This window comes from Bradyrhizobium sp. WCU1, assembly GCF_053474805.1.
Genome location: NZ_CM130280.1, coordinates 499,714 through 525,997, shown reverse-complemented (window position 1 = coordinate 525,997; position 26,284 = coordinate 499,714). Strand labels below are relative to the sequence as shown.

The window sequence follows — 26,284 nt, the reverse complement described above, 5'->3', positions numbered from 1 at the left end:
CCTATTTGCTGCCTTCGGACTTCCCGTGAGGACGGATCAAATTGTCCGACCATGTCTCGGCAATGTGGGGAAGAGACAGATCGCGCTTCCGCTCGAGCAGAAGCTCGAGGACGCGCGGCGGCGTCAATGGCAGCTCCTGGATGCGTTTTCCGGTGGCGTTTGCGACCGCGCACGCAACGGCCGCTCCGACATTGAGGATCGGCACCTCGCCGGCCCCTTTGGTCCCGAGCGGTCCGATTGACGGCGCGCCCTCGTAGAGGCTGATTTCGACCGGCACGACATCGAGCGCCAGCGGAACGCGATAGGTTTCGAAACCGTTCTGGCAGACCCGGCCGTTGTCGCCGATCGTGACTTCTTCGTGCAACGCATAACCCAGCCCCTGCACGACTCCGCCCTGGATCTGGCCGTGGATCGCGCGCGGGTTCAGCGCGCGGCCGACGTCCTGGACGACGCGATAGCTGAGCACCTCGACATGTCCGGTTTCCGGATCGACGGCGACCTCGCAGTCGTGGACTGCGAAGACGGGGATGTCGATCGCGTCGATGAAATGTCCGGCCACGCAGCCGGGCATCGCCGGCACGCCGGCGCCGGTGAAGGCGCCGGTGCCGGAGACCGGGCCACCCAGCGCTTGGGCGCGGGTCGCGACCTCCGTGACGGTGCGACCGGAGCCCGGCGCGCCGGCGATCTCGATCCGCCCATCGCGCATGACGAGATCATCGGGCGCAGCCTCGATCATCTCGGAAGCGACCTTCAGCAGCTTGGTGCGCACCTCCTGCGCTGCCGACAGGCTCGCCGCGCCGAGCGAGACGGTGGTGCGGCCGCCGCCGACGCCGACGTCATAGCCAGCCGCATCGGTATCGGCCGCGCGGACGATCACATGCTCGGGCGTGATGCCGAGCGTGCTGGCGACGATCTGCGGCAGGCTCTGCATCATCGAGCCGGAGCCGATTTCAACGCCAGACGTGACCAGCGTCGCCGTGCCGTCGGCGTTCATGTTCACCGTCGCGGCCGACGGGCCGACGAACACGAACCAGGTGCCGACGGTGGTCGCGCGTCCATAGAGCCGGCCGTCACTGCGCGCCGGCGGCGGCGCTGCCGCATCGCGCAGCGTATCCATCCGCTCGAGCATCGGGCCGAGCACATTGCCCTCGAACCTTTGGCCGGTGGCGCCGAGATCGCGGTCGCCGAGCACGTTGCGGCGGCGGAAGGCGAGCGGATCCATTCCGATCCGCGCTGCGATCTCGTCGGTGTGCCGCTCGAGTGCAAATGTGTTGTAGACGCCGTTGCAGCATCGGAACGCGCCGTTCGGCGCCGTGTTGGTGTAGACCGCGCGCGAGACCATGCGCACGCTGCCGAGCTTGTAATTGCCGCCAAGCGTGTGCGAAGTCATGGTGGTCAGGAAGATCTGCTCGCCGCCATAGGCGCCGCAATCCATCAGGACGACCGCCTCGCGACCCACGATGTCGCCCTCGCGCGTCACCGCCGAGCGGATGCGGATATCGGCGTTCTCGCGGAACAGGCAGGTGAGCATCTCCTCTTCGCGCGAATTGACGAGACGCACCGGCCGGCCGCTGGCGCGGGCGAGCAGGGCGGCGAACGGTTCAACCGCCAGGTCGAATTTGAGACCGAAGCCGCCGCCGACCGGCGGCACGGTGACGCGGACATGCGACGCCGGCACGCCAAGCAGGCGCGCGGTCGCGTTGCGGACACTCCAGGGAACCTGTGTCGAGGTCTCGATATGGAAGCGCCCGTCTTCATAGCTTGCGACCACCGCACGCGGCTCGAAGGCGACATGGTTCTGCCGGCCGACCCGAAAGCAGCTTTCGACGATCTCGACGTCAGGCCGGGCAAACGCGGCATCGACGTCGCCGCGAACCACGGTCGCTTGCCAGGCGACGTTGCCGCCGCGTGCGCTGCCTTCGAGCAAGACCTCATAGCTGCGCCAGTCCGGATGAATCAGCGGCGCGCCCGATGCAAGTGCATCCGCCATGGTCAGGACGGCTGGGACCGGCTCGATCTCCACCTCGATTGCCGCGAGCGCGGCCTGCGCCTGCGCCAGCGTGACGGCTGCGACCGCGGCGAGCGGTTCGCCGTCGTAGCGGATGACGTCGCGGGCGAAAAGCGGATGATCCGCGATGCCGATCCCGATCATGCCGGGTGCATCGGCCGCCGTCACGATGGCGCGCACCCCCGGCATGCGGGCTGCTCTGGAGGTATCGAGACGAATGATCCGCCCCGCAGGCACGGAGGCGCGCAGCACCGCCGCATGCAGCATGCCCGGCAGATACCGATCGATGGTGTAGCGCGTGCGGCCGCGCAGCTTGTCGGCCGCATCACGCCGGCGCAGATCCATCGTTGCGGAAACGTCGGACATCCCTGCGCCTCCCGATCAAGCCGTGGCCAGGGCGAGCAATGTCGCCTCGACGATGCGTTCATAGCCGGTGCAACGGCAGATGTTCCCGGTCAGCGCCGCCCGTATATCGTCACGGGTTGCATCCGGCCGGGTCGTCAGGAGGTGCGTCAAGGTCACCACCATGCCGGGGAAGCACATGCCGCATTGCACGGCGTCGCTCGCCTCGAGCGCGGCCTGGATGCGGTTCAGCTGGCCCTGCGGCGTAAGGCCTTCGACTGTTCGGGTCTCGCGGCCATCGGCCAGCGCAACGGGCAGCAGGCACGAAGGCGTGGGCTCGCCATCGACCAGCACCATGCAGGCGCCGCAAAAGCCCTCGCGACAGACCGGCTTCGCACCGGTCAGATGCATCTCCTCGCGGAGGACATCGACCAGTGGCGTCGCAGGGGCTGCAGCGGAGATGAGGCGATCGCCGTTCACGGTCAAATTGAATCCCATGTCGATCCCCGCAAGTTCAGGAGCCGAGCGCCGCGATCGCAGCGCGGCGGACGAGGCCGGGCAGCACGCTGACGCGATACCAAGCGGGCGCATCGACGCCGTCGCGGCCGGCGAATTCGTCAGTCAGTTCGGCCGCGGTCCGCGCCGCTTCTAAAGCGTCGAGCGGACGTCCGAGCAGCGCCGCTTCTAGCCGCGGCCATCGTCGCGCGGCTGCTTCGACCGAGCCGACCGCGATCCGCGCGGCCCGGACACGGCTCGCCGCATCGAGGCTGACCGAAAGGCTGACGATGGCGACCGGATAGTCGCCCGACCTGCGCAGCGGCAGCCGGACATGGGCCGTCTTACGCTCGCTTCGGGGCAGGATGATCCGTGTCACCAGGCGACCGGGCACGAGCGTCGAGCGGATCTTGAGGAAATCCGTCAGGCTCAGGTGCTCGCAACCGTCGCGGCCCGAGATCTCGACATCGGCATCGAGACAGAGCAGCGCCGGCACGCAATCCGCCGCGGCGAAGTCCGATGCCGCGAGATTGCCGCCGATCGTCGCCATCGTGCGGATCGCCGGGTTGGCAGAGCGGCCGGCGGCCGCGGCGAGGCCGGCAAAGTCCGGCATGCCGGCCAAGGCTGCCGCAAGCGCCGCGTGCGTGACGGCCGCACCGATCTCGACTGCGTCGCTGTCGATCCGTATTGCGGTCAGCTCGGCGATCCTTCCGATCGCGACATAATGGGGCCTGAGCGGCGCGTGCCGGATCGGAGATCGCATGATCCATGTGCCGCCGGCCAGGGGAGAGCCCGCGGCGCCATAGTCGCTCAGCGCATCGCGTGCGGCGGCGAGCGAGGGTGCGACATAGATCGACGTCGACGCATCGCGCGCCCCGATCCCGTTCTGGATGAGAGTGCCTGACATCATGGGCGCCGCTCCTGCCGCAGGCGATCCAGCAGGACGCCGATGATGACGATCGCGCCGAGCACGACCATCTGGACGTATCCATCGATCCGGGTGAGGTTCATGCCGTTGGACAGAATGGTGATGAACAGGGCGCCGAGCACCGCGGTGCCGACGCCGCCGCGCCCGCCGGCGAGGCTGGTTCCGCCGACCACGGCGCCGGCGATCGCCTGCAGCGACAGCGCGCCGCCGAGATTCGGCTCGCCCGATCCGGTCCGCGCCGTCATCATGATCGCGCCGAGCGCGGCAAGCGCGGAGCACAGCACATAGGTCGCGACCAGAATGCGTTTCACCGGCAGGCCGGCGACCGCTGCAGCGCGCGGATTGGTGCCGATCAGATAGAGCGAGCGGCCGAACACCGTGCGCGCCAGCAGCAAGTGCAGCCCGACGCCGACGGCGAAGGTGATCGCGATCGCCGCCGGCACGCCGAAGATGCTGCCGCTGTAGAAGATCTGCGAGAACGGCGCCGGCACGCCCTGAACCGGCCGTCCGGACGAAAGCGTGGTCGCGATCCCGATCGCGATGTTGTAACTGCCCAGCGTCGCGACGAACGGATTGACCCCGAGCAGCGCGACGACCACGCCGTTGAACAGGCCGCATGCGATGCCGAGCGCGAAGCCGGCCGCGAGCCCCGTGAGCAGCGCGGCGGTCGTGCCATGGCCCGACGCGGTGACGCCTGCCATCGCGAGCGCAGTGCCGACGCTGACCATCGACACCGTCGGGCCAAGGGCGAGATCGAAGCCGCGCGTCAGGATGACCACCGTCTGCGCCATCGCGAACAGCGCCAGGTAGCTGGTCTGTTGTGCGATGTTGAGCAGGTTGGCTGGGTACAGCACGCCATGGTCGACGGCGGCGAAGCCGAGCAACAGCACGGCCAACGCGACCGGAAGCACCGCGCTCCAGAGCCGGCGGCCCAGCGTCAGCTGTGGGCGGTCGGTGTCCTTGGCGGCAACGGTCAATTCGAGGTCAGACACGCGGCGTGCTCCGTCGGCTGAGTTCATCGAGCGCTACGGCGGCAACCATGATGACGCCGAGGAACACCGGCTGAAGCCGCGAGTCGACGTGCAGGAGGTTGAGCGCGTTGCCGAGGATGGTCAGGAACAGTGCGCTGACGGCGACGATCTCGATGCGTCCGACGCCGCCGCGCAGGCTGACGCCGCCGATCACAGCGGCGGCGATCGATTGCAGCATCATTCGGTCGCCGCCGAAGCTGGCTTGTCCGGAACCGACCTGCGCCGTCAGCAGAATGCCGGTCAATGCCGCAAGGACGCTCGAGACGACGTAGGTGCCGACGATATGACGCTGGATCGTTACGCCCGACACCACGGCAGCATCGACATTGCCGCCGATCGCGTAGACGTAACGGCCGAACAGCGTGCGTCGCTGTGCAAACACCATCACCAGGATCACGATCAGCGCGACATGGGCGGCGGTCGGCAGGCCGAACGCCTGGCCGCGACCGAAGCTTTTCACGAAGATCTCGGGCATGCCGTAGACCGGGATGCCGTTTGTGATCATGAGGCCGACGCCGGCGGTCGCGGACATCGTGCCCAGCGTCACCACGAAGCCGGAGACCTTCAGCTTTGCCACGCAGAAGCCATTGATGAGCCCGACCACGACGCCGCAACCGAGCCCGGCCACGATCCCGCTGGCGATGATGAGGACGTTGGCGCCGGGAAAGGCGGCCGCGGTGACCGCCATGGTCTTTGCGGTGACGACGCTTGCCAAAGCGACGACCGCGCCGACCGAAAGATCGAAGCCGCCCGCGATGATAACAAGGGCCTGGCCGCAGGCGACGATTGCCAGCAGCGAAGCGTTGCGCAGGATGTTGAGGACGTTGGTGATGCCGTAGAACTGCGCATCGACGGCCGACATGCCGGCGACCAGCAGCACTAGCAGAGCCGGCAGCAGCCCGATTCGGCCTGCGATCGATTGGAGGCTGATCGCGTCCCGCGGCGCTGTGCCGACCAGGGCCGAGTTCATGCGACCTCCGCGGTGAGATGTTCGCGGAAGAAGCTCGAAAGCACATTCTGCTCGGTTTTTTCAGTACCGGTCAGCTCGGCGGCGATGCGGCCCTGATGCATGACGTAAAGCCGGTTCGACAGCGCCAGCACCTCGGGCAATTCGGAAGACACCACGATCACGGCGGCGCCGGCCTCGACGAGGCGTTTCATGAACTCGTAGACCTCGAGCTTGGCACCGACGTCGATGCCGACGCTCGGCTCGTCGAACAGGAACACGGTCAACTCGCGCGTCAACGCGCGCCCCAGCATCACCTTCTGGCGGTTGCCGCCCGACAGGGCGCCGGCGCTGCGTTCGATGTTCGGCGGCCTGAGCTGCAGCTGCTGCATGATGCCCGCGATGGTCACGCGCTCGGCGGCCTGCCGTATTATGCCGAAGCGGGCGAAGGCCGGCAGGTCGAGCCCGGTCATCGACGCGTTCTCGCGGATCGGACGCGACAGCGCGAGCCCTTCGGCGATCCGGTTGGCAGGGAAGTAGGCGACGCCGCGCTTCAGGCTGTGTCTCGCGGTTGGAGATTCGTAAGGCGCACCGCCGATCCGAATCGTTCCGGTCGACGTGCGCTCGATGCCGTAGATCGCGCGGATCAGCTCCGACTTGCCGCAGCCGACCAGGCCCGCGATGCCGGTGATCTCGCCTGACCGGGCATGGAAATTGACGTCTCTCACGCTGCCATCGGCGAGCGTCAGGTTTTCGACGTCGACCATCACTCGGTCCGGCTGGTGGGCGATGGCGGGGAAGAGCAGGTCGATGGTCCGGCCGGTCATCAGTTCCACCAGCTCGCCATCGGTTGAGGTCGCGGCGTCGAGGGTCCGGATGTGACGGCCGTCGCGCAGCACCGTCACGCGGTCGGCCAGCGCGCGGATTTCGCGCATGCGATGCGAGACGTAGATCAGCCCGACATTCTGGCTCTTCAGGCGCGCGATCAGCTCAAACAGCCGTCCGGTCTCGCGCTCGGTCAATGACGCGGTCGGCTCGTCGAGGATCAAAAGGCGGACACGGCCGAGCAGGGCCTTGGCGATCTCGGCCATCTGCTGATGCGCGCGGGACAGGTCATCGATCCGCCGCGCGGGATCGAGATCGAAACCGAGCTCGTCGATCAGCGCCTTAGCGCGCTTGCGCATCTCGCGCGAATGCAGCACGCCGCCGCGCGTGATCTCGCGGCCGAGAAACAGGTTCTCTTCCACGGTGAGGCTCGGGATCAGCGAGAACTCCTGAAACACCGGACTGATACCGATCTCGCGCGCCCGCTGCGGCGTCAGGCGGTGGATCTCCTCGCCGCCGAAATGGAAGGTGCCTTCGTCGGGTGGAAAGGTGCCCGAGACCACATTGATCAGGGTCGATTTGCCGGCGCCGTTCTCGCCGAACAGGACGTGAAGCTCGCCGGCACGGACATCGAGGTCGACGCGGTCGAGCGCCCGGACGCCGGTGAATCGCTTCGATATCCCGCGCAACTGAAGCAGGGGTGCGGGCGGCTCTGGATCGATCTCGACGTTCATCCGCGTCTCCGTGGCCGTGAGCAGGCAGGCGGGAGCCGGCTCCCGCCCGTATCGATCGGCCTACTTGGCCTTGACCGAATAGACCGGCGTCCAGCTTGCGGGCGCCAGCACGAGATCCATCTGCAATTTCGGCACGGTGGTCTTGTCGATGACGGTGGCCACCGGCTGGACCAGGCTCATGACCGGCTTCTTCTCGATGAGACGCACGGCCTGGTCGATCGCGATCGCGCCTTCGCCGACGGGATATTGCGTTGCGAAGGCGAGGATGTCGCCGCGGTTCAGCGCGTCGAGCATGGCCTGGTTCTCGTAGGACGACACGATCTTCAGGTCGCTGCGGCCGGCCTCGGCAACGGCGCCGATGGCGGCTTCCGCGGTGGGGGCGGTGCCCCAGATCACGTTCATGGCGGGATAGGCCTGCAGCGCGTCCTGGATGAGCTGAAGCTGCGCGGCGACGCCGGAGTCGCCGAACTTTTCAGCCAGGATCTTGGCGTTCGGGTTCTTGGCGATCGCCTTCTTGAAGCCCTCGTTGAACGACTCTGCCCAGCCTGAGCCGGCCGGACCGGGGAACGTAACGATATTGAGCTTATCGCCGGGCTTGGCCTGCGCCAGCAGACCGTCGCCGGTGACCTCGCCCATCGCGACGAAGTCGACATAATTGGCCGCGGGCAGCGCGTTGGGCGGCAGCGGATTGGTGACGCCGACCACCGGCACGCCTTTGGTTTTGGCTTCCTCGAACTTCTTGCTGAGGCCCGCGCCGGAGATGGCGCCGACGATGATCGCATCCGGTCCGCTTGCCATGCAGTCGTCGAACTGCGACAGCTGCTTGGGCAGGTTCTCGTAACCGCCGGCCTCGTAGAGGTTCATGTTGACGTTCATCGCCTCGGCCTGCTTCACGATGCCGTAGGCGACGGCGACCCAGAAGCTGTCCTTCATGTGGGGAAACAGCACGCACAGCTTGTAGGGCTTCTCGGCCTTCGGCAGCGGTGTGTAGTCGGCGGGCTTCGGCGTGCCGGATGACGCATCGTAGACCTTCATCGGAAACCACGGCGTCTCGGTCCCCGCCGCCGCCGGAGTGGCGGCGCCGGCAAGGGCGAGGGCGGCGGCGATGCCGAGCACGGAGCGGATTGGCCACAGCCGGTTGGAAGAAAGGCACGTCGAGATCGTCATAGCGCAATCCTCATGGTTTGAATGAAAGTGAAGGGCGACGGCTTCTCGTCCTTTTCTGCCGCACGGGCCGCGCCGGCGGCGCGGCTGCCGTGACGATCAGCCGGCTTTCCACATCGCGACCGAGCGCCGCTCGAACGCTTCGCGGAACTGGCGGGTGGACTCGGCAAGCAGCGCGCCGGTGCCCCAGTCGAGGATCACCGCGTGGCTGCGGATCACGTCGAACGCGTTGAGCTCACCGCTGCGGTAGCGCTGCGCGACCAACTCCGGATCGAGCCGGACATTGGCGACGCGCTCGGCGCGGATCTTCGTGCGCAGCGCCGCGGTCGCGACCTTGTCGACTTCATAATTGCAGAGTTCGGCGTCGATAGTGTGAACCACGACGCCATAGTCCTTGGCGGCGCGCTCGACCGAGATATAGTCGTCCTTGATGTCCTCGATCACGAGGTTCGGATCGCGCTCTAAGGGATCGCCGAAACCGCCGCCGCCGGCGGTCGGACGCGAAAACAAGTCGCCTTCGCCGATCGGGACGTCCGAGAAGATCGAGCCGAGCCGCTCCTCTGCGGTGCTGCCGGCGCGCTTCAGGGTCAGGCCGTGCGGCATCGACGGCAAGCCGCCCTCGATGCCCCACACGATGGCGCGCTCGCGGTCGCAGATGTAGGAGATCACGGTCTTCTCGGCCTGCAGCATCCGCGACGTCTTCACCACGCCCGCGCCGCCACGCCATTTGCCGGGACCGGGCGAGTCGGTGAGAATCTCGCATTCGGTGGTCAGGATCGGGTTGGCGCGCTCCTGGCCTTCGACCGGCTGCGACATCAATCCGGTGCCGAAGCAAGCGGTCGTGACGTTGCTGCCGTCCTTGCCGTTGCGTCCGCCCCAGCCGCCGGGCAGCCAGTCGTAGAACATGAAGATCGGCTTGTCGGGGCTGCGGGCGTCGAGCCCGCCGGTCAGCAGATATTCGAGGTTGAAGGCGCAGGCGAGCGCGCGCTCGGGCATCAACTTCGACCACATTTCGTAGATCGAGTTCATGATCTTCTCGAACGGCATCAGGAAGCCCGTCACCGCGATCGGCCATTTGGCATCGACGATCGAGCCTTCGGGGGCGATGATGTCGAAGCAGCGGTAGAAGCCGGAATTGAGCGGCAGGTCGGGGAAGAAGGTCTTCATGCCGGCCGCAACCGCCGAGAACGTGGCGCCGAACGCCGAGTTGTAGATCGATCCGATGGTCGGATGGCTGCCGGTGAAGTCGTAGATCGCGCGGTCGCCCTTGATCGTCATCTTGATGCGGATCGGGATCATGCCTTCGCCGCCGGCCGGATCGCGGTCGATATAGTCGACGGTTTCCCATTCGCCGTCAGGAAGCGCTGCGATGCGCTGCCGGGCCGAGCGCTCGACATAGTCCTGCACGGCGGCAAGTCCGGTCTCGACCGTGTCGCGGCCGTATTTGCCGACCAGGCGCAGGATCTCGCGTTCGCAGACCGCAGTGGCTTCGGCCTGCGCCTGGATGTCGCCGATGATCGAGGCCGGGTCACGGGTGTTGGAGGCGATCAGATGCGCAACGTCCTTGCGCAGGCCGTTCTTGTCGAACAGGCGGACCGGTGTGATGCGCAGGCCCTCGCGGAACATCTCGCGGGCGGCGACGTCGAACGATCCCGGCACGCTGCCGCCGACGTCCGACCAGTGTCCGTTGGACTGGCTGAAGGCGATGATCTTGCCGTCGGCGAAGATCGGGCGGATCAGCCGCACGTCGGAGAAGTGCGTGCCGCCGGCATAGGGATCGTTGATCGCAAAGACATCGCCCTCATGCATGTCACCTTCGAAATGGCGCATCACGTCCTTGCAGGTGAAATGCAGCGTGCCGACGTGGACAGCGATATCCTGGTTGCCTTGCGCCGCGCATTCGCCGTTGGCGTCATGCAGCGCGCTGGAGAAGTCGCGGTTGTAGATGACGAACGAGTAGCAGGTCCTTAGGACCTGCTCGCCCATCTGGTCGACGCTGGTGATGAAGGAATTCTTCAGGACCTCGAAGGTCACGGGATCGAGCGGGAGGGCCGTGGCCATGGTTCACTCCTTCACGCGGATGATGATGTTGAGATATTTGTCGACCTCGGCGCTGGCGCCGGGCGGCACGACGGTCGTGGCATCGAGCTGCTCGATGATCGCGGGGCCTTGGAAGGAGAAACCGCAGGGCAGGTCGGCGCGCCGATAGACGGGCGTATCGAGCCCGCTGCCTTCGAACCACACCCTGCGGTGGCCAACCGGCGCGGGGCTAACACCGGTCGGCGCGTGAACGGCAAATTCGGCCTTCGGAACCACACCGACCGCCTTCAGATTGAGGCGGAAGAAGCTCACCGGTGCGCTGTCGCGGCGGAAATTGTATTCGCGCTGGTGCTCGGCGTGGAAGCTCTGCACCAGGTCGGCGATCGCGCCGATCGGCTGCGGCGCGTTCACCGCGAGCGAACGCCACTGGCCGCGATACATCATGTCGATCGAGCGCTGCAGCACGATGTCCTGCTGCGCGACGCCCTCATGGATGAGGCGCGCGAGCGCGGCTTTCTCGAGCTCGGCGAACTGTGCTTCGATCTCGGTCGCGTCGGCGTCGGCGGCGTCGACCATGCAGCTCTGCGAGAAATCGTGCTGCATGTCGACGAGCAGGCATCCGAGCGCGGAGGTCACGCCGGGATTCGGCGGCACGATCACGACGGGAATTGCCAGCTCGCGCGCGACGTCGACCCCGTGCAGGGCGCCGGCGCCGCCGAACGCCACCAGCGCGAAGTCGCGCGGATCGTAGCCACGGCTGATCGAGATCAGCCGCACAGCATCCGACATGTTGGCATTGGCGACCTTGACGATCGCGTCGGCGGCCTCGTGCAGGCCGAGGCCGAACGGTTTTGCAACGCCGTCTTCGACCGCCTGCTCGGCCAATGCGGGGTCGAGCTTGACCTTGCCGCCGGCGAGATCGGTCCCGAGGCGGCCCAGCGTCACATTGGCGTCGGTGTTGGTCGGCTGCGTGTTGCCATTGCCATAGCAGGCCGGTCCCGGGTGGGCGCCGGCCGATTGCGGGCCGTTGCGCAGGGAGCCGGCCGGGTCGGTCCAGGCCAGCGAGCCGCCGCCGGCGCCGATCGTGAGCACCTCGATCGAAGCGAAGCGGATCGGATAGCCGAATTCGATGTGCCAGTCCTTGGTGACGCGCGAGTGGCCTTCATAGGCGAGCGACACGTCGGTGGACGTACCGCCCATGTCGAGGCCGATCGAATTGGGAAAGCCGCAGAGGCCGGCGATATAGCGGCTGGCGATGGCGCCCGCAGCGATACCGGAGCCGGCGAGGCGGGCCGCAAAATCCTTGACGCTCGCCGGCGTCATCACGCCACCGCCGGTGTGCAGCAGCAGGAGATCGCGGGTGTAGCCCTCGCGGGCGAGGCGCTCGCCGAGCCGGCTCGTGTAGTTGACGACGACCGGGCTCACCACGGCGTTGGCAACCGTGGTCGAGAACCGTTCATGCTCGAAGATCTCGGGAAGCACTTGCGAGGAGATCGACACCGGAATGTCGGGCATCTCCGCCAGCAGGATGTCGCGCATGGCGCGCTCATTGGCCCCGTTGAGATAGGCGTTCATGAAGCAGACCGCGACTGCGGCAACGCCACGACGCTTGAGGATGCGCGCCACCGCGCGCGCGGCTTCGACGTCGAGCGGTTCGATCACCTTGCCCCCGGCATCGACGCGCTCGGGCACGGTCAGGCGGTCCCGCCGTGGCACATAGGGCCGCACGACGTCCTTGTAGGTGTCCCAGAGATCTTCCTTGTTGGCGCGCCGGATCTCGATGACGTCGCGGAACCCCTTGGTCGTCACCACGGCGGTGCGGGGCAGTCGGCGCGTAATCAGCGCGTTGGTGGCAACCGTCGTGCCGTGCGAGAACAGCGCCACCCTGGACAGATCGATCCCGGCCTTGGACACGCCGCCCATGATCCCTTCGATCGGATCGCGCGTGGAGGAGGTCTTCTCGATGCGGATGAGACCGGTCGTCTCGTCCATGATGCAGATGTCGGTAAACGTGCCCCCGACGTCGACAGCCACACGAAGGTCCTGCACCATGCGTCTTCCTTTCGAACAAGCGTTTCGCCGATCTTAGGCAGAGCGGCGGCTTGCCTTCTTGACGCTGAGCGCAGGAAGATTTGTGCGAGAGAGCGTACCCGCATGGGGCGGGGCTGTCGCATATCGCCCGCCTCCGCAGGGGCGTACTGCAAAACGTCGAAAACAACCCCATGCAAAGGAGCCGGCGGCGCGCCGGCATTCGCCCGGCTTGACATGTCGGGCAAATCAGTCGTGTTATTCTATTATTCCGAAACTATGCAGGCGGCTTACACCCGCTATGGGACCTGGCCGTAACCATATGCGATGCCCTGCACGGGGGCATACCTGCCCGGACCGGCGGCGGGCCGACCAGGGAACATCACACCGGTGGCGTTATCGATGCCGTCGTCAGGCGTTGGCGGCGCGCGAGGTGGCGCGGGCCTCGCTGGGTGTGCAGCCGAACCGGCTCCGGTAGTTGCGGCTGAATTGCGCCTGGTCGGCAAAGCCCCATTGATAGGCGATTTCCGAGATGCTCTTGCGGCAGCTCGCATCGCGCAGCAGGGCGTCGCACATTGCCAGCCGCTGGTTGCGGATATGGGCGCAGACGGTCAGACCCTCGCCTTCGAAGATCTGGTGCAGATAGCGCAGCGAAATGCCGCAGCCATCAGCGATCATCTGCGGCGTCAGCCGCATGTCGTCGAGGTGGCTACGGATGAACTGCTCGCAGCGCAGCAGATGGCCGTTGCGCACCGAGGAGGAGTGGCCGGTGAGCACGCGGTCGTCGGATTCGATGGCCATCGCAAGCAGCTCGATGAGGTGCTTGCCCATCATCGCGCGAGCCGTCTCGTCCATTTCCTCGATCCGCTCGGCGGAGAGCCGCAACGTGTCGACGAACAGCGCGCCGACGCTGCGGCTGGCGTCGAATTGCAGCGTGGCGAGGCGTTCGGGCCGTGTGATGCGCCCGCGCAGCACAGCGCTCGGGATTTTCAGGCACCACAGCGCCGTCGGATCCTGATGGCTGAATTCGTAGGGCAGGTGGCTGCGCTCGATCAGGAATGCGCCGGGCCTGCAGTGCACCACCTTGCCGTCCTGCTCGAAGCGGATTTCGGCGAGTTCGGGCACCGTGATCAGGAAGGATTCCTCCCGCTCGCTCAGGAGATGCCGCTCATGGCGCTTGTACAGCAGGCCATTGGCGATGTTTCGCGAGACCGAGAGGGGACCCATCGACCAGGCGCCGAGGCGCGCATCGAACTCGCGCCTGCTCGGGAAGCGCAGGTCGAGCGAGTAGTAAGTCTTCGAGACGACCTCCTGCCAGTACTGGCGGCGGCTCTGCAACGGGATGTCGTTGGTCGTGTAGGTGACTTGCATGTCTCACTCCCCGCCGCCGGCTGTGCCTCCGGTCGTCGTGTCCCCGGCCAAAGTTTGGCGAGGACAGCCGGACGGCGTCAAGTCGAATAAAACGGAAACAGATGTTCTAGATTTCGATCGCCTCCTCGGCCTGGTGCCGCTGATCCATGCTGACGGGGGGCCGCCCCGGCCCGACGCCGGCGACCGCGAAGCGCATGAAATCGCGGAACGCCATCGCTGCTTCCGACGGCTTGGTGTCGCGCCGCCAGGCCAGACCGATATCCATGCTGGGCACCTCGTCCTCGATGACGCGGGTCTCGATCCGCTGTCCCTCCAGCGACCAGGGCCGGTAGATCAGGTCGGAGAGGATGGCGATCCCCATGCCGCCTGCGACCATGGAGCGCACGGCTTCGACCGAGGAGGTGCGGAAGATCGTGTTCGGTTCGAGCGAGGCGTTGCTCCAGTAGCGCATCGAGGTGTGCTTGGCCTCGTCGACGGTGAGCATGACGTAGGGATAGGCTGCGATGTCGGCGAGATGGACCCGCTCAGTGCGGGTCAGCGGATGCTCTGGCGCAAGCCACAGGCGGCGCGGCGATCGCAGCAGCGTCTCGCTCGTCAGCATGGCATTGTCGCGCAGGTTCGAGACCAGCATCACAGCGAGATCGAGCGCGCCGTCGACGAGCGCGCGTTCCAGCACGTCGCGCGGCGCCTCGAACAGCTCGATCGTGATGCCGGGAAAGCTGGCCTGGAACCGCTTCTGGTGACGCGGCAGGAAATAGCCCGACACGGTATAGGTGACGCCGATGCGGATCGTGCCGAACAGTGGTCCCGCCGATATCTGCGTGTTGCGCACCGCCTCGGCGACGGCGGCGAGGATCTGACGGCCCTGGGACAGGAAGCGGCTGCCCTCCATCGTTACGGTGACGCCGTTCGGCGCGCGTTCCAGCAGGCGCGCGCAGACGGTCGCCTCGAGCTGCTGAATCGCCGCGGTGACTGCGGATTGCGAGACGTTGAGGTCGATCGCCGCCTGGCTGATGCGCCCGGTCTCGGCGGCGGCGACGAAGTAGCGGATCTGTTTCAGAGAAACGGACATCGCGGTTGTTCCGATGTTGCCTAACTCATGAGCGTGTTTCTCAGCCCAGCGGTATTCTTTGCAACTCTCGTGCCGACAAGCCGAGAGCGCGCGGCGGCGCCGATTCCGGACCTGAGAGGCCGCAACCGACGGCCTGAAGCGCAGGACGTGATCACGCGGTCACCGATCGGTGACCGCGGTCTTGGCGGACAGGGCAGGTTACCGGCGACTATGCCAATGCGCTGTGCAGCCTGCCGAGCAACTCCGAGCGGCTTTTGCGCGCCGCAAGCGCCTCCTTCATATCGACCTTGACGAACTTCACCGGCGTGTTGGGCTGCAGCTGGCCGATTAGGTCCATGTCCGCGGCGATGACGGTCCCGACCATGAAGTAGCCGCCGCCGGAGACTGCATCACGATGCAGCACGATCGGCTCGGTGCCGCCGGGAACCTGGATCGACCCGTAGGGATAGCAGGCATCGGTGATATTGGACGGGTCGGAACCGGCGCCGAACGGCGGTTCGCGTGGAACGAATTCGAGCGGCTTCCCGCCCTTGAAGCGGTAGCCGATCCGGTCCGCCTCCGGTGCGACCTTCCAGGTGTCAGAGAAGAAGCCGTTGCCGGCCGCCTCGGTGATGCGGTGCCAGTAGAGGCCGGGCATCGCGCGCAGTTCCGTCGGCATTCCCGCCGGTTGCCCGCGCAACTCCCTGGCGACGCTGCGTCCGTCCTTGCCTGTCGCGGCGGCATGGCCGATGGGCAATTCGTCGCCGGCCTCGAGCTTGCGGCCCTTGAATCCGCCAAGCGCGCCGAGCGCGTAGGTCGAGCGCGAGCCGAGAACGACGGGCACATCAATACCGCCGGCGACTGCGATGTAGCCGCGTGCGCCCTGCTTGAGGAAATCGAAGGATAAGATCTGGCCGCGCCTCACCTTGAAGCTGGTCCAGGTCTCGCGCGGCTCGCCGTCGAGTTTCGGCGGCAGCTCCGCGCCGGTGATCGCGACGATGGTATCCTCGGTGAATTCAAGCTCCGGTCCCATGAACACGGCTTCGAGCACGGCTGCACCCGCCTCATTACCGACCAGGAGATTGGCGGCCGCGAGCGCGTGACGGTCCATGCCGCCGGAGAGCGGGATGCCGATGTGATAATAGCCCGGACGCCCGAGATCCTGGACGGTGGTCGCTAGACCCGGCTTCAAAACCTTAACGGCCATGGAGAACTCCATCGAGCTTGGCGTTGTAGGCGTCAACGTCGCGGTTGAACTCGGTCAGCGAGAACGAGACGTCGCGGATCACGGGCGCAAAGCGGCCGGCGTCGACGTCGGCGACCGCGGCGTCATAGGCCGCCCGGTCGATCGGCTTCCACTTCACGATGTCGCCCGGTCTGAACAGGCACATGAAGTCGCGCAAATAGCTGATGTTCTGGTTGGGATCGTAGATCGGCATCGGCGTGATGCCGAACATCTGGTAGCCGCCGGCGCCGCGCACCGAGTAGATGCAGCTGAAGCAGCCGCCATGCCCGACGGTGAGTTTCGGCGTGTCGGTACGCGGGCGCAGATATTTCGGGGCCTGAAGCTGCCGCTTGCGCTCGACCATCTGGTAGAGGAAGGGCAGTCCGGCGACGAAGCCGACCATCGAGACGAACCAGGGCGCGCTGGAATGCGCCTTGATGAAGGCGTCGACGCTCTCGAGGCCGTTGATCCGGGCGGCGTACTCGAGATCGGTCCCGTTTGGATCCTGATGACGCTCGCGGAAGCGCATCAGGGTCTCGTGCGTCCAGGGATCATTGTAAAGCACGGGAATCTCGATGATCCGCGTCTTGATCACCGGCTCCGATTTCTCCGATGCGGAATCCAGCCGCTTCAGCTCGGTGAGGAGATCGTCGGGCTTGATCTGGTCGGGATCGAACTTGACCTGATAGGACGCGTTTGCCGGGCAGATCTCGGTGACGCCCTTGATCTTCGCGTCGCGCACCGCATTGGTGATGAAGAGGCTCTTGAAAAAGGCCTCGAGCGACATCGCTTCGCCGACCTCGGCGAAGATGTGCTCGTCGCCGCCGAAGGAAAATCGGGTTTGCATGACTAGCGGCCTCCTGTTGCTGACGGGGCGGATTCTCTTGCCATCATGGCGCGACCTTCACGGTCGATGGCGGTTGAGCGGTGGCAAGGCCGGCGGCATGGGACTCCAGCCACGGTTCGAGCCATGCCGTATGGAAGCGTCCGGCCTTGACGTCGGCGTCGCGCGCCAGCGCCTGGTGCAGGGGCTTTGTCGTGAAAATGCCCTCGACGTTGAGCTCGGCCAGCGCGCGTTCGAGCCGCCTGATGGCGCTCGGCCGATCCTTGTCGTGCACGATCAGCTTGCCGAGCAGGCTGTCGTAGAACGGCGGCACCGTGTAGCCCTGATAGAGCATGCTGTCGAAGCGCACGCCGTCACCACCGGGGACGCACAGCGCGTTCACCGTACCCGGATTGGGCAGGAAATTCCTGGCGGGATCCTCGGCGTTGATGCGAACCTCGATCGAATGGCCGCTGACGCGCACTTCGTCCTGACGGATGCGCAACGGCTCGCCGCCGGCGATTCGGATCATCTCGCGCACGAGGTCGATGCCGGTGACCATTTCCGTGACGGGATGTTCGACCTGAATGCGGGTGTTCATCTCCAGGAAATAGAACTCGCCGGTCCTGTCATCATAGAGATATTCGAGTGTCCCGGCGCCGCGGTAGTTGACCGCCTTGGCGAGCGCCACGGCCGAGGTGCAGAGTTTCTCACGTACGGCCTGGGTGAGCGAGGGTGAGGGGGCCTCTTCCCAGACCTTCTGGCGGCGACGCTGCAGCGAGCATTCGCGCTCGAAGCAATGGATCACGTCGCGTCCATCGCCGAGCACCTGGACCTCGATGTGCCGCGCGCCTTCGACGAGTTTCTCGACATAGAGCCCGCCGTCGCCGAAGGCCGCGAGCGCCTCGGCCTGCGCCTGCGGCATCAGATGATGAAACTCCTCGGCAGACCGCGCGATGCGAATGCCGCGTCCGCCGCCGCCGGCTGCGGCCTTGATCATGACAGGGAAGCCGGTTTTCCCGACCAGCGCGAATGCCGCCTCCGCCGACTCCAGCCGCCCTTCGCTGCCAGGCACCGTCGGCACGCCGGCCGCCGCGGCGGCCTCGCGCGCCGCGACCTTGTCTCCCATCAGGCGGATCGATTGCGCGGTCGGGCCGACGAAGATCAATCCGGCCGCTTCGACGGCGGCTGCGAACTCGGCATTCTCCGCAAGGAAGCCGTAGCCGGGATGGATCGCATCGGCACCGCTGCTCTGTGCCGCGGCGAGGATCGCTGCCTGGTTGAGATAGGATTTCGACGCCTGCGGCGGACCGATATCGACCGCTTCGTCGGCGAGCCGGACCGCGAGCGAGTCCTTGTCGGCCTTGCTGTGGACCTGAACGGTCACAATGCCGAGATCGCGCGCGGCGCGGATGATGCGCACCGCGATCTCGCCGCGATTGGCTATGAGGAGCTTCTTGATCGCCATGGCCGGGTGCGCTCAAACGTCGATTTCGGCGATCGGCTGGCCGGCCATCACGGCATCCTCGTTCTCGGCCAGGAAGCGAACGATCTTGCCGGCAGCGCCGGCCTTCACCTCATTGAATGATTTCATCACCTCGATGAGCCCGATCGTGTCGCTCTCCGCAACGACGTCGCCGTCGTTCTTGTAGACCGGCTTGTCGGGTGCGGGCTTGCGGTAGAAGATGCCCGGGAGTGGCGAGAAGATCTGCTGGGTGGCCATGGTTTCCTCTTTGAGAATCTTTGCTTCGTTGCCGCGACGGCTCAGCGCGCGGTGAGATAGGGGCGGACTGCTTCGCGAACGGCCTCTGCGATGGCGACCGCATTCGGCGTGTCGGAATGAATGCAGATCGAATCGGCGCCGACCATGATGTCATTTCCCGCTACCGTGCGCGTCTTGCCTTCGTTGACGGCCCTTGCGCACCGGCTTGCGGCATCGACCGGATCCTTGGCCTCGTGCTCGCGTGTGATGATCAGGCTGCCGTCGCCATTGTAGTCGAGGTCGGCATAATATTCGGCGACGAAAGCGTGGCCGCGCCGCTCGTAGACCTGCTGGTGCAGCGTTCCCTTCATGCCGAGCAGCGGCACCTTGTAGACGTCGGCGGCGTCAGCCACGGCCTCAGCGATCTCCTCGTTGCGCGCGGCCATGCCGTAGAGCGCGCCATGCGGCTTGATGTGATTGAGCGGCATGCCCTCGGCGTCGAGGAACGCCTTGAGCGCGCCGATCTGATAGAGCAGGCAGTTGCCGAGCTCCTCGCGGCTGATCTTCATCTCGCGGCGGCCAAAGCCCTGCAGATCCGGCAGCGAGGGGTGCGCGCCGACCTTGACGCCGAACTGCTTGGCGAGCTGCACGGTCTTGCGCATGTGATTGAAGTCGGAGGCATGAAAGCCGCACGCGACGTTCGCGACGTCGATATGGGGCATCAATGCCTTGTCGTCGCCCATTTTGTAGAGGCCGTAGGCCTCGCCCATGTCGCAGTTGATCACGACCATCTCCTGATTTCCTTCCAGCAGGCTTTATAAAGGACCGGCGGCGAGGCCGCCCTGCGTGCGTCCAGCGCACCCAGAGCGGCGTGTTGCCGGGTTACTTGGACACCAGATAGTCCAGCGGGATCTTCTCCGAGATCGTCCACTGGTCGATCACCTTCGGCTTGCCGGCCTCGGTGTCGACGATCAGGTAACGGCCCTGGTTCTGGTGGTGGATGTCCTTGGTGAAGGTGCGCGGCCCGAACAGCGTGGGCTCGTTGTTCATCTTCTCGAGTTCGGCCACGACCGCCGCTGCATCGGTCGACTTGGCCCGCTCGACCGCCTTGGCCCAGACGTCGATCAGCACATAGCCCGGATAGACGTACTGGCTGGACGGGTCACCGCCGGTGACCTCCTTGTACTTCTTGTTGAACTCGTTGACCTTGGCGTTCGGATCGTCGCCGTAGACCGAGCCCTGAACCGGAACGTAGAAGTTCGACAGATCCGGAACGGCGTTCATCCAGTAGCTGCCGTCGACGCCCGAGCCGTTGAGGATCATCGACTTGATGCCGGCGGCGCGGATCTGCTTGATGGCGGAGACGGCGCCCGGCATCATCGTGCACAGCATGATGGCGTCGGGTTCCTTCGGCAGGCTCTTGATGCGCGTGATCTGCGAAGCGATCGAGGCGTCGTCGTTCTTGAAGGTGTCGCTGCCGACCAGCTTGGCCTCCTTCAGGCGCGGCAGCATCCAGTCGAAACCGTCGCAGATACCCTTGTTGTAGACGGTCCAGCTGTCGAGCAGCCGATAGAAGCTGCGCGCGTTCTTCTTGGTATACGCCCATTCCGACATCGTCGCGCCCTGCACCGGCGCCAGCACCGAGGCCGAGAACGAGAACGGGCCGACGCCGGGAATTCCGGCCTTGATCGATTCGGCGCAGAGGAAGAACGAAACCTTGCCGGCAGCCTGCGCCTGCAGCGCCGCGGGCGCGCCGAAATCGTAGTCGCAGGACACGATCACGAGGTCGGCGCCCTGGTCGAGCACCGCAAGGCCGGCCTTGGCGCCTTCGGCCTGGTCGGTCTTGGTGTCGGCAAACACCGGCTTGAGCTTCTTGCCGAGCAGGCCGCCGGCCTTGTTGATCTCGTCGATCCGGATCAGCGCCGCGTCCTGCGCCGGCTTGTCATAAGCCTGCATGAATCCGGATGCCGCGGTCGCAAAACCGACCACGATCTCGTCGGCCGCCCGGGCCGGTGCGATCCAGAGCGTGGATGCTCCGGCCAGGATGCCGAGTAATGTCGTCAAGCGCATATGCCACTCCTCCAATTTTGCAAAACGAGCGTTAGTGCAGTTCCTTCAATGCGGTCTGGACCGGCCGGGCCACGCGCCGCTGCAGCGGCCAGCGGCGCCAGGAGAACTCCCGGTTGCGGGTCAACCCGGTCGGCAGGTACATCAGGATCACGATGGTGATGATGCCGATCGCGATCTCCTGGGCGCCGTTCGGCAAGCCGACGGTGTGCCCGCCGAGGCTGATGCCTTTCTCGAGATCGCGGAACAGCTCGATCAGCAGCGAGATCGCGACCACGCCCGAGACCGCGCCGCTGAGGCTGTACATGCCGCCGACCACCAGCATCGACAGCGTGATGAAGGTGGTCCGCAGATAGAATGCGCCGGGATTGACGATGCTCAGGAAGTGCGCGTAGAGCGCGCCGGCGAGCCCGATGATGAAGGCGCTGACGACGAAGGCGATCAGCCGCTCGCGGACGATGTCGATGCCTGAGGCGCTGGCGGCGACTGCCTCGTCGCGGGTAGCGCGCAGCGCCAGTCCCGAGCGCGAGATCGCGTAGAGATAGGCGATCGCGATCGCCGCGGCGCCGCCGATCCATCCGGTCCAGACGTTCATGGTGGGCGGAATGCCGACGATCGAGCCTTGCCCACCCGTCACCGAATCCCAGTTCGAATAGACATTGTTGATGACGCCGAGCAGGCCGAAGGTCGCGATCGAGGCGGCGATGCCCGACAGGCGCATGATGACGCGCCCGACGATCAGGGCAAACAATGCGGCGAATACCCCGGAGATCGGCGTTGCTACCCACATCGGCAGCTGCGCATGAAGCAGCCACGTCGGGAGGCCCTTGAGCGTGATCGATTTCATGACCGGCGGAATCGTGAGCCAGGCGGTCGTGTAGGCGCCGAGGCACATGAAGCTGATATGGCCGAACGACAGCAGGCCCGAATTGCCGACGAAGACGTAGAGACCGACCACCACCATGATGTTGATGAACATCTCGACCACGGTGCGGTTGAACGCCCGGCTGCCGAACTGATAGGAGAGGGCGGCGATGATGAGCAGCGCCACGATCAGCACGATCGGCGTGATGATCGTTTGCCGGATGACGGACGGCCGCTGCGACATCGATCAGACCCTCTGCTTGGCGGATTTCGGTGCGAACAGCCCTTGCGGCCGCACCAGAAGGACGACGATGACGGCGCCGTAGACGAACGCGTCGCGGAACACGCGGGCATCGTGCGGCAGGGTCGCCTGGAACACGACGCTGGCCGCACCGATCAGGAAACCGGCGGCAACGGCGCCGGGAATGCTGCCGAGGCCGCCGATCACGGTCGCGATGAACGCGATCAGCATCACGTTGGCGCCCATGCCGATGTCGGCGGTGCCGGAATTGGTCGCCAGGATCAGGCCGATCGCCGCCGCCAGCATGCCGCTGATGGCGAAGGCCAGCAGGATCACGCCGTTGGCGCGGACCCCGAGCATGCGCGCCATGGTGAAATTATCGGCCGCCGCGCGCATCTCCAGCCCGTAGCGGGTGCGCTTGAGGAACAGGACGAGGATCACCAGCACGGTCAGCGTGATGATGATGGTCACGACCTGCAGCATCGGAATATGCGCGCCGAGGAATTCGACCGGCAGGCCGAGGCTCGGCCACAGCGTGATCGACTTCGGCCGGCTGGAAAACAGCATCAGCAGCAGATGCCGGATGACGAAGCCGAGCGCAAAGGACGCGATCATCATCGTCGCCGGGTTGGCGTTGCGGAAGCGGCGGAAGACGACGATTTCAGACAGGATCGACAGCGCGGCGCCGGTCAGCAGCAGCAGCGGGATCAGGAGATAGAACGGCAGCTGGCCGGCAAACACCACCGCCGCCGCATCGATCGACGGCCACAGCATGGCGAACACGCAAAAGGCGATGAAATCGCCATGGGCGAAGTTGACCAGCCGCATCACGCCGAAGATCAGGGCGATGCCGAGCGCGCCGAGGGCATAGAGGCTGCCGAGGCTCAGCGCGTCGAAGATGATCTGGAGCAGCTCGCGCATCTCAGTGATCTCCGAAGCCGAAATAGCTTTGCTTCAGGCGATCGTCCCGGACCAGGTCGGCGGCGGGGCCCTCGAGCACGATGCGACCGCCGCGGATCAGGACCATCCGCCCGCCCGTCATCATGGCGCGCGTCGAACTCTGCTCGACGATCAGGAGGGTGAGCTTGCGCAGTGCCCGCAGCCGCAGCAGGATCTCGTAGACCTGGTCGATGATCTTCGGCGCGAGGCCGAGCGACGGCTCGTCGATGGCCATGATGCGGGGCGCGGCCATCAGCGCGCGGCCGATCACCAGCATCTGCTGCTGGCCGCCGGAGAGCATGCCCGCCGGGGTGTGGCGGCGCTCGGCCAGCATCGGGAATTCCTGGTAGATCTGATCGAGGTCGTCGGCGATTGTCCTGCGGTCGGCGCGCATACCGGTGCCGACCTTCAGGTTCTCCTCGATCGTCAACGCGCCGAAGACGTTGCGTCCCTCCGGCACCAGCGAGAACCCGCGCCGGGCGATGTCCTCGGGCGCGGCGCCGGCGATCCCTGCGCCATCGATCATGATGGAGCCGGAGCGCGGCGGCACGACGCCTGCGATGGCGCTCAGCAGCGTCGACTTGCCGGCGCCGTTCGGGCCGGTCACGAACAGGATTTCGCCTTCCTCGACCGTCAATGTCACGCCGCGGAGCGCCGTGAGGCGCCCATAGCTTACCGTGATGTCGTCGACGACGAGCGCGGTCATGACGCGACGGCCGCTTCGGCTGCGACCGATGGAAGCAGCTCGTCGCGCTGCGTGCCCATATAGGCATGCCGCACCGCATCGCTGTCGCGGATCTGGGCGGGCGGGCCGACTTCGATGACCTCGCCGGAGTCGAGCACGAAGATGCGTTCGCAGAGTTCGAGCACGAGGCCGATATTGTGCTCGATCAGCAGCACGCCGACATTGAGCTCGACCGCGATGCGGCGGATGATCGCGGCGAGTTCGTGGCTCTCGTGTTCGGACATGCCGGCCGCCGGTTCGTCGAGCAACAGATAGCGCGGCGTGCCCATGATGGCGCGGCCGATCGCGACGCGACGCTCGTCCGTATAGGGCAGCGCGCCGGCGATGGTGTTGGCGAGGTGCGAAATGCCGAGCCAGGCCATGACCCGTTCGGCCTCGCCGATTGCGTCGGGCCGGCTCTGGCCGAGGCCGACGCCGGTCACTTCCAGGTTGTCCACCACAGGCAGGTCGCGGAAAAGTCGGCCTGACTGAAAGGTTCGCGCCACGCCTTTGCGTCGCAGCATGTGCGCTGCAATGCCGTTGAGCGTTTCGCCTTCCAACACGACGGTGCCGGTGCCGACCGGCTGGAATCCGGTCAGTACGTTAATAAGGGTGGTTTTGCCGGCCCCATTGGGGCCGATCAGTCCTGCGATACGCCCCCGCGGCACGGTCAGTGTAACGTTGGACAGCGCTTTCAGGCCTTCGAATTGGACGCTGACACCGCGAGCGACCAACTCCAAACCATCAGACATCATCCCAACGCCTTCTCACCCGGAACCGACGGATTGATTTTTCCGTTCCGTCGCGGGATTGTAAAATTCGAAATATCGTTCACTGATATCGGAATTTTTTATGTCTCTGACGTTTCGTCAGGTCCGGCATTTCATCGCGACGGCAGAGAGCGGCCGCGTTTCGGCGGCTGCGGCGGCTTTGAACGTGACGCAGTCGGCGGTCACCTCGTCGATCAAGGCGCTCGAGGCTGAGCTCGGCCGCAAATTGTTCGATCGCCATTCCAACGGCGTGACGCTGACATTCGACGGCCATGAGTTCCTGCAGCGCGCCCGCGCGATCGAGGCGAGCGTGTCGGATGCGACAAGGGGGCCGCATCGCTGGGGAACGCAGGTCGACGGCACCGTCGACGTGGCGGTGAGCTACACCGTTGCCGGATATTTCCTGCCGCCGCTGCTGACGCGGTTCTGGCGGACCTTTCCGGGCATCACGGTCCGGCTGCACGAGTTTCAACGTGATGCGATCGAGCAGAGCCTGATCAGCGGCAGCGTCGATGCAGCCATCATGTTGATCGCGAACCTGCATGACCGGCACTCGATCCGCTCGCGGCTGCTGCTGCGCTCACCGCGCCGCTTGTGGACCTGCGTCAATCATCCGCTGCTGCGCAAGGACAGCGTCAAGCTGGCGGACCTGGCGAGCGAGCCGTATTTGATGCTGACCGTCGATGAGGCCGAACGCTCCGCGATGCGCTACTGGCAGCACACGACGCACGTTCCGAACGTCATCTTCCGTACCCTTTCGGTTGAGGCGGTTCGCAGCATGGTCGCGACCGGTATGGGAATCACCATCCTTTCGGACATGGTCTACCGTCCCTGGTCGCTCGAAGGTCATCGCATTGATCTGAAGACGCTCGATGACGACGTCCACACCATGGACGTCGGGCTTGCCTGGAAAGGCAAGACGAAGCTGTCCGCGGCCGCTCGCGCGTTCTGCGAATTTGTCGCCCACTCATATCCCGGATCTGATCCGGTCCAATTCGACTAGCTAGATTTGAATGGCCTGAAACGCTCTGACGAGCGGGCTTGCGCGTCCCGTCAGGTGAAAGACGTGTTCGGGATGACTCTGCTCAAAGTCGACCACACGAAGCTTGCGGATGCCGTCCTTGCGGCTTGAGCCGAACTCCCACATGAAGCCGATCCCGAGGCCGTTCGCGACGGCTTCATGGACGCCGTCCCGAGTGTCGAGAACCATGGTCGGCCTTGGTGCCAAGCCACTGCTGCGAAAGCCCCGGTCCACGACCCGCTGTGTAGAAGAGGTCGCGGTTCTGAAAATAAGCGGATGGCGTACCAGTTCGCTGCAGCTCGTTTGCGTGAGCTGGGCCAGCGGGGCGTCCTCTGCGACGATGGCGACCACGTCCTGCTTGACGCAGATTCTGCGCAGGAACCGGCCGTCATCGGGCACGTTGGGCAGCACGCCGACATCGACACGCTGCTCCACGACGGCTGCGATGATGTTGGCCCATGACCCCAGCTCGACCTGAACCTGGACGCCCGGAAATCGGCGGCGGAACTCTCGGATCAGCGCCATGCCGGGCATCGAATTCCCGAGCCCGATCTGAAATGTTCCGATTTCCAAGTTGGCGTGCTGCTTCAGTAGCTTCAGCGCCTCGGTTTCGCAGCGTTCGGATTCCGCCGTCAGCCGATACAACTCCGCGCACAAGGCTGTCGGTGCGATCGCTCGTCCGCGGCGTTCGAACAGCGTAATGTTTGCTTCCCGCTCGATGTCACGCACTGACTGCGTGATCGCCGGCTGCGATAGACCCAGTTTTTTCGCGGCGGCGGAGAAGCTTCCGGTCTCGAGGACCGCATTGAACGCGCGAACCCTCGCGCTCGTCAGCAACATCTCGATTCGTCCTGGATATATCCGACATGCGTCGTTACCCCGCATGCGCAAACATAAGCTTAGGTTATGAATGTAACAGCTTTGTTGCATTGGAGCGCCAGAACC

At 65.5% G+C, this 26,284-nt stretch carries 23 protein-coding genes; 1 reads left to right on the top strand and 22 read right to left on the bottom strand.

Features of this window, described 5'->3' with window-relative positions; translation table 11 throughout:
* Nucleotide 1 precedes the first annotated feature (1 nt).
* The 21 genes from ACTUWL_RS02545 to ACTUWL_RS02445 all read right to left on the bottom strand — a co-directional run bounded on the left by ACTUWL_RS02545 (nucleotide 2) and on the right by ACTUWL_RS02445 (nucleotide 24,300).
* Nucleotides 2-2,374 carry a xanthine dehydrogenase family protein molybdopterin-binding subunit gene (locus ACTUWL_RS02545; RefSeq protein WP_021082343.1) on the bottom strand — a complete coding sequence of 791 codons (2,373 nt, stop codon included), beginning with the start codon at nucleotides 2,372-2,374 and terminating at the stop codon, nucleotides 2-4.
* Nucleotides 2,375-2,389: 15 nt separating this feature from the next.
* Nucleotides 2,390-2,848 carry a (2Fe-2S)-binding protein gene (locus ACTUWL_RS02540; protein ID WP_021082342.1) on the bottom strand — a complete coding sequence of 153 codons (459 nt, stop codon included), beginning with the start codon at nucleotides 2,846-2,848 and terminating at the stop codon, nucleotides 2,390-2,392.
* Nucleotides 2,849-2,864: 16 nt separating this feature from the next.
* On the bottom strand, nucleotides 2,865-3,755 hold the full coding sequence (locus tag ACTUWL_RS02535) for an FAD binding domain-containing protein (protein WP_021082341.1): 891 nt from the start codon (nucleotides 3,753-3,755) through the stop codon (nucleotides 2,865-2,867).
* The gene (locus tag ACTUWL_RS02530; RefSeq protein ID WP_021082340.1) at nucleotides 3,752-4,765 is read right to left on the bottom strand and encodes an ABC transporter permease; all 1,014 of its coding nucleotides are present in this window, start codon (nucleotides 4,763-4,765) and stop codon (nucleotides 3,752-3,754) included. Before ACTUWL_RS02530 ends, ACTUWL_RS02535 begins: the two co-directional genes overlap by 4 nt.
* Complete coding sequence (locus ACTUWL_RS02525; protein ID WP_021082339.1) at nucleotides 4,758-5,774, bottom strand: ABC transporter permease; 1,017 nt, start codon at nucleotides 5,772-5,774, stop codon at nucleotides 4,758-4,760. Before ACTUWL_RS02525 ends, ACTUWL_RS02530 begins: the two co-directional genes overlap by 8 nt.
* The gene (locus ACTUWL_RS02520; protein ID WP_021082338.1) at nucleotides 5,771-7,309 is read right to left on the bottom strand and encodes a sugar ABC transporter ATP-binding protein; all 1,539 of its coding nucleotides are present in this window, start codon (nucleotides 7,307-7,309) and stop codon (nucleotides 5,771-5,773) included. The genes ACTUWL_RS02525 and ACTUWL_RS02520 overlap by 4 nt, the downstream gene beginning before the upstream one ends.
* A 60-nt stretch (nucleotides 7,310-7,369) precedes the next feature.
* Nucleotides 7,370-8,476 carry a TMAO reductase system periplasmic protein TorT gene (torT, locus tag ACTUWL_RS02515; protein ID WP_021082337.1) on the bottom strand — a complete coding sequence of 369 codons (1,107 nt, stop codon included), beginning with the start codon at nucleotides 8,474-8,476 and terminating at the stop codon, nucleotides 7,370-7,372.
* A gap of 96 nt (nucleotides 8,477-8,572) precedes the next feature.
* Entirely contained in the window at nucleotides 8,573-10,534 is a 1,962-nt protein-coding gene (locus ACTUWL_RS02510) for a hydantoinase B/oxoprolinase family protein (protein WP_021082336.1), read from the bottom strand.
* A 3-nt stretch (nucleotides 10,535-10,537) separates the two neighbouring features.
* Complete coding sequence (locus ACTUWL_RS02505) at nucleotides 10,538-12,562, bottom strand: hydantoinase/oxoprolinase family protein (protein ID WP_035653605.1); 2,025 nt, start codon at nucleotides 12,560-12,562, stop codon at nucleotides 10,538-10,540.
* Nucleotides 12,563-12,952: 390 nt separating this feature from the next.
* Nucleotides 12,953-13,912, bottom strand: a complete 960-nt coding sequence (locus ACTUWL_RS02500; RefSeq protein ID WP_021082334.1) for an AraC-like ligand-binding domain-containing protein — start codon at nucleotides 13,910-13,912, stop codon at nucleotides 12,953-12,955.
* 106 nt (nucleotides 13,913-14,018) lie between these two features.
* A complete protein-coding gene (locus ACTUWL_RS02495; protein WP_021082333.1) occupies nucleotides 14,019-14,984 on the bottom strand; it encodes a LysR family transcriptional regulator in 966 nt (321 codons plus the stop codon).
* Nucleotides 14,985-15,192: 208 nt separating this feature from the next.
* A complete protein-coding gene (locus tag ACTUWL_RS02490) occupies nucleotides 15,193-16,170 on the bottom strand; it encodes a 5-oxoprolinase subunit C family protein (protein WP_021082332.1) in 978 nt (325 codons plus the stop codon).
* Nucleotides 16,160-17,035, bottom strand: coding sequence for a 5-oxoprolinase subunit B family protein (locus ACTUWL_RS02485; protein WP_021082331.1), 876 nt, complete (start codon nucleotides 17,033-17,035; stop codon nucleotides 16,160-16,162). Before ACTUWL_RS02485 ends, ACTUWL_RS02490 begins: the two co-directional genes overlap by 11 nt.
* Nucleotides 17,036-17,078: 43 nt before the next feature.
* Nucleotides 17,079-18,479 (bottom strand): acetyl-CoA carboxylase biotin carboxylase subunit, encoded by a 1,401-nt coding sequence (locus tag ACTUWL_RS02480; RefSeq protein WP_021082330.1) that lies wholly within the window; start codon nucleotides 18,477-18,479, stop codon nucleotides 17,079-17,081.
* A 12-nt stretch (nucleotides 18,480-18,491) separates the two neighbouring features.
* Entirely contained in the window at nucleotides 18,492-18,734 is a 243-nt protein-coding gene (locus tag ACTUWL_RS02475; RefSeq protein ID WP_021082329.1) for an acetyl-CoA carboxylase, read from the bottom strand.
* A gap of 41 nt (nucleotides 18,735-18,775) precedes the next feature.
* Nucleotides 18,776-19,504 carry a 5-oxoprolinase subunit PxpA gene (pxpA, locus tag ACTUWL_RS02470; protein WP_021082328.1) on the bottom strand — a complete coding sequence of 243 codons (729 nt, stop codon included), beginning with the start codon at nucleotides 19,502-19,504 and terminating at the stop codon, nucleotides 18,776-18,778.
* A 91-nt stretch (nucleotides 19,505-19,595) separates the two neighbouring features.
* Complete coding sequence (locus tag ACTUWL_RS02465; RefSeq protein ID WP_021082327.1) at nucleotides 19,596-20,783, bottom strand: ABC transporter substrate-binding protein; 1,188 nt, start codon at nucleotides 20,781-20,783, stop codon at nucleotides 19,596-19,598.
* 31 nt (nucleotides 20,784-20,814) lie between these two features.
* The gene (locus ACTUWL_RS02460; protein ID WP_021082326.1) at nucleotides 20,815-21,888 is read right to left on the bottom strand and encodes a branched-chain amino acid ABC transporter permease; all 1,074 of its coding nucleotides are present in this window, start codon (nucleotides 21,886-21,888) and stop codon (nucleotides 20,815-20,817) included.
* A gap of 3 nt (nucleotides 21,889-21,891) precedes the next feature.
* Nucleotides 21,892-22,806, bottom strand: a complete 915-nt coding sequence (locus tag ACTUWL_RS02455) for a branched-chain amino acid ABC transporter permease (RefSeq protein ID WP_021082325.1) — start codon at nucleotides 22,804-22,806, stop codon at nucleotides 21,892-21,894.
* Between the two features lies 1 nt (nucleotide 22,807).
* Nucleotides 22,808-23,530 (bottom strand): ABC transporter ATP-binding protein, encoded by a 723-nt coding sequence (locus ACTUWL_RS02450; protein WP_021082324.1) that lies wholly within the window; start codon nucleotides 23,528-23,530, stop codon nucleotides 22,808-22,810.
* Nucleotides 23,527-24,300, bottom strand: coding sequence for an ABC transporter ATP-binding protein (locus tag ACTUWL_RS02445; protein WP_021082323.1), 774 nt, complete (start codon nucleotides 24,298-24,300; stop codon nucleotides 23,527-23,529). Before ACTUWL_RS02445 ends, ACTUWL_RS02450 begins: the two co-directional genes overlap by 4 nt.
* Nucleotides 24,301-24,400: 100 nt before the next feature.
* Here ACTUWL_RS02445 and ACTUWL_RS02440 point away from each other — a divergent pair, with 100 nt between their 5' ends.
* Nucleotides 24,401-25,321 carry a LysR substrate-binding domain-containing protein gene (locus ACTUWL_RS02440; RefSeq protein WP_021082322.1) on the top strand — a complete coding sequence of 307 codons (921 nt, stop codon included), beginning with the start codon at nucleotides 24,401-24,403 and terminating at the stop codon, nucleotides 25,319-25,321.
* Here the strand turns inward: ACTUWL_RS02440 and ACTUWL_RS02435 are convergent, their stop codons facing one another.
* Complete coding sequence (locus ACTUWL_RS02435; RefSeq protein ID WP_021082321.1) at nucleotides 25,322-26,179, bottom strand: LysR family transcriptional regulator; 858 nt, start codon at nucleotides 26,177-26,179, stop codon at nucleotides 25,322-25,324. It lies immediately after the preceding gene.
* Between the last annotated feature and the right edge of the window lie 105 nt (nucleotides 26,180-26,284).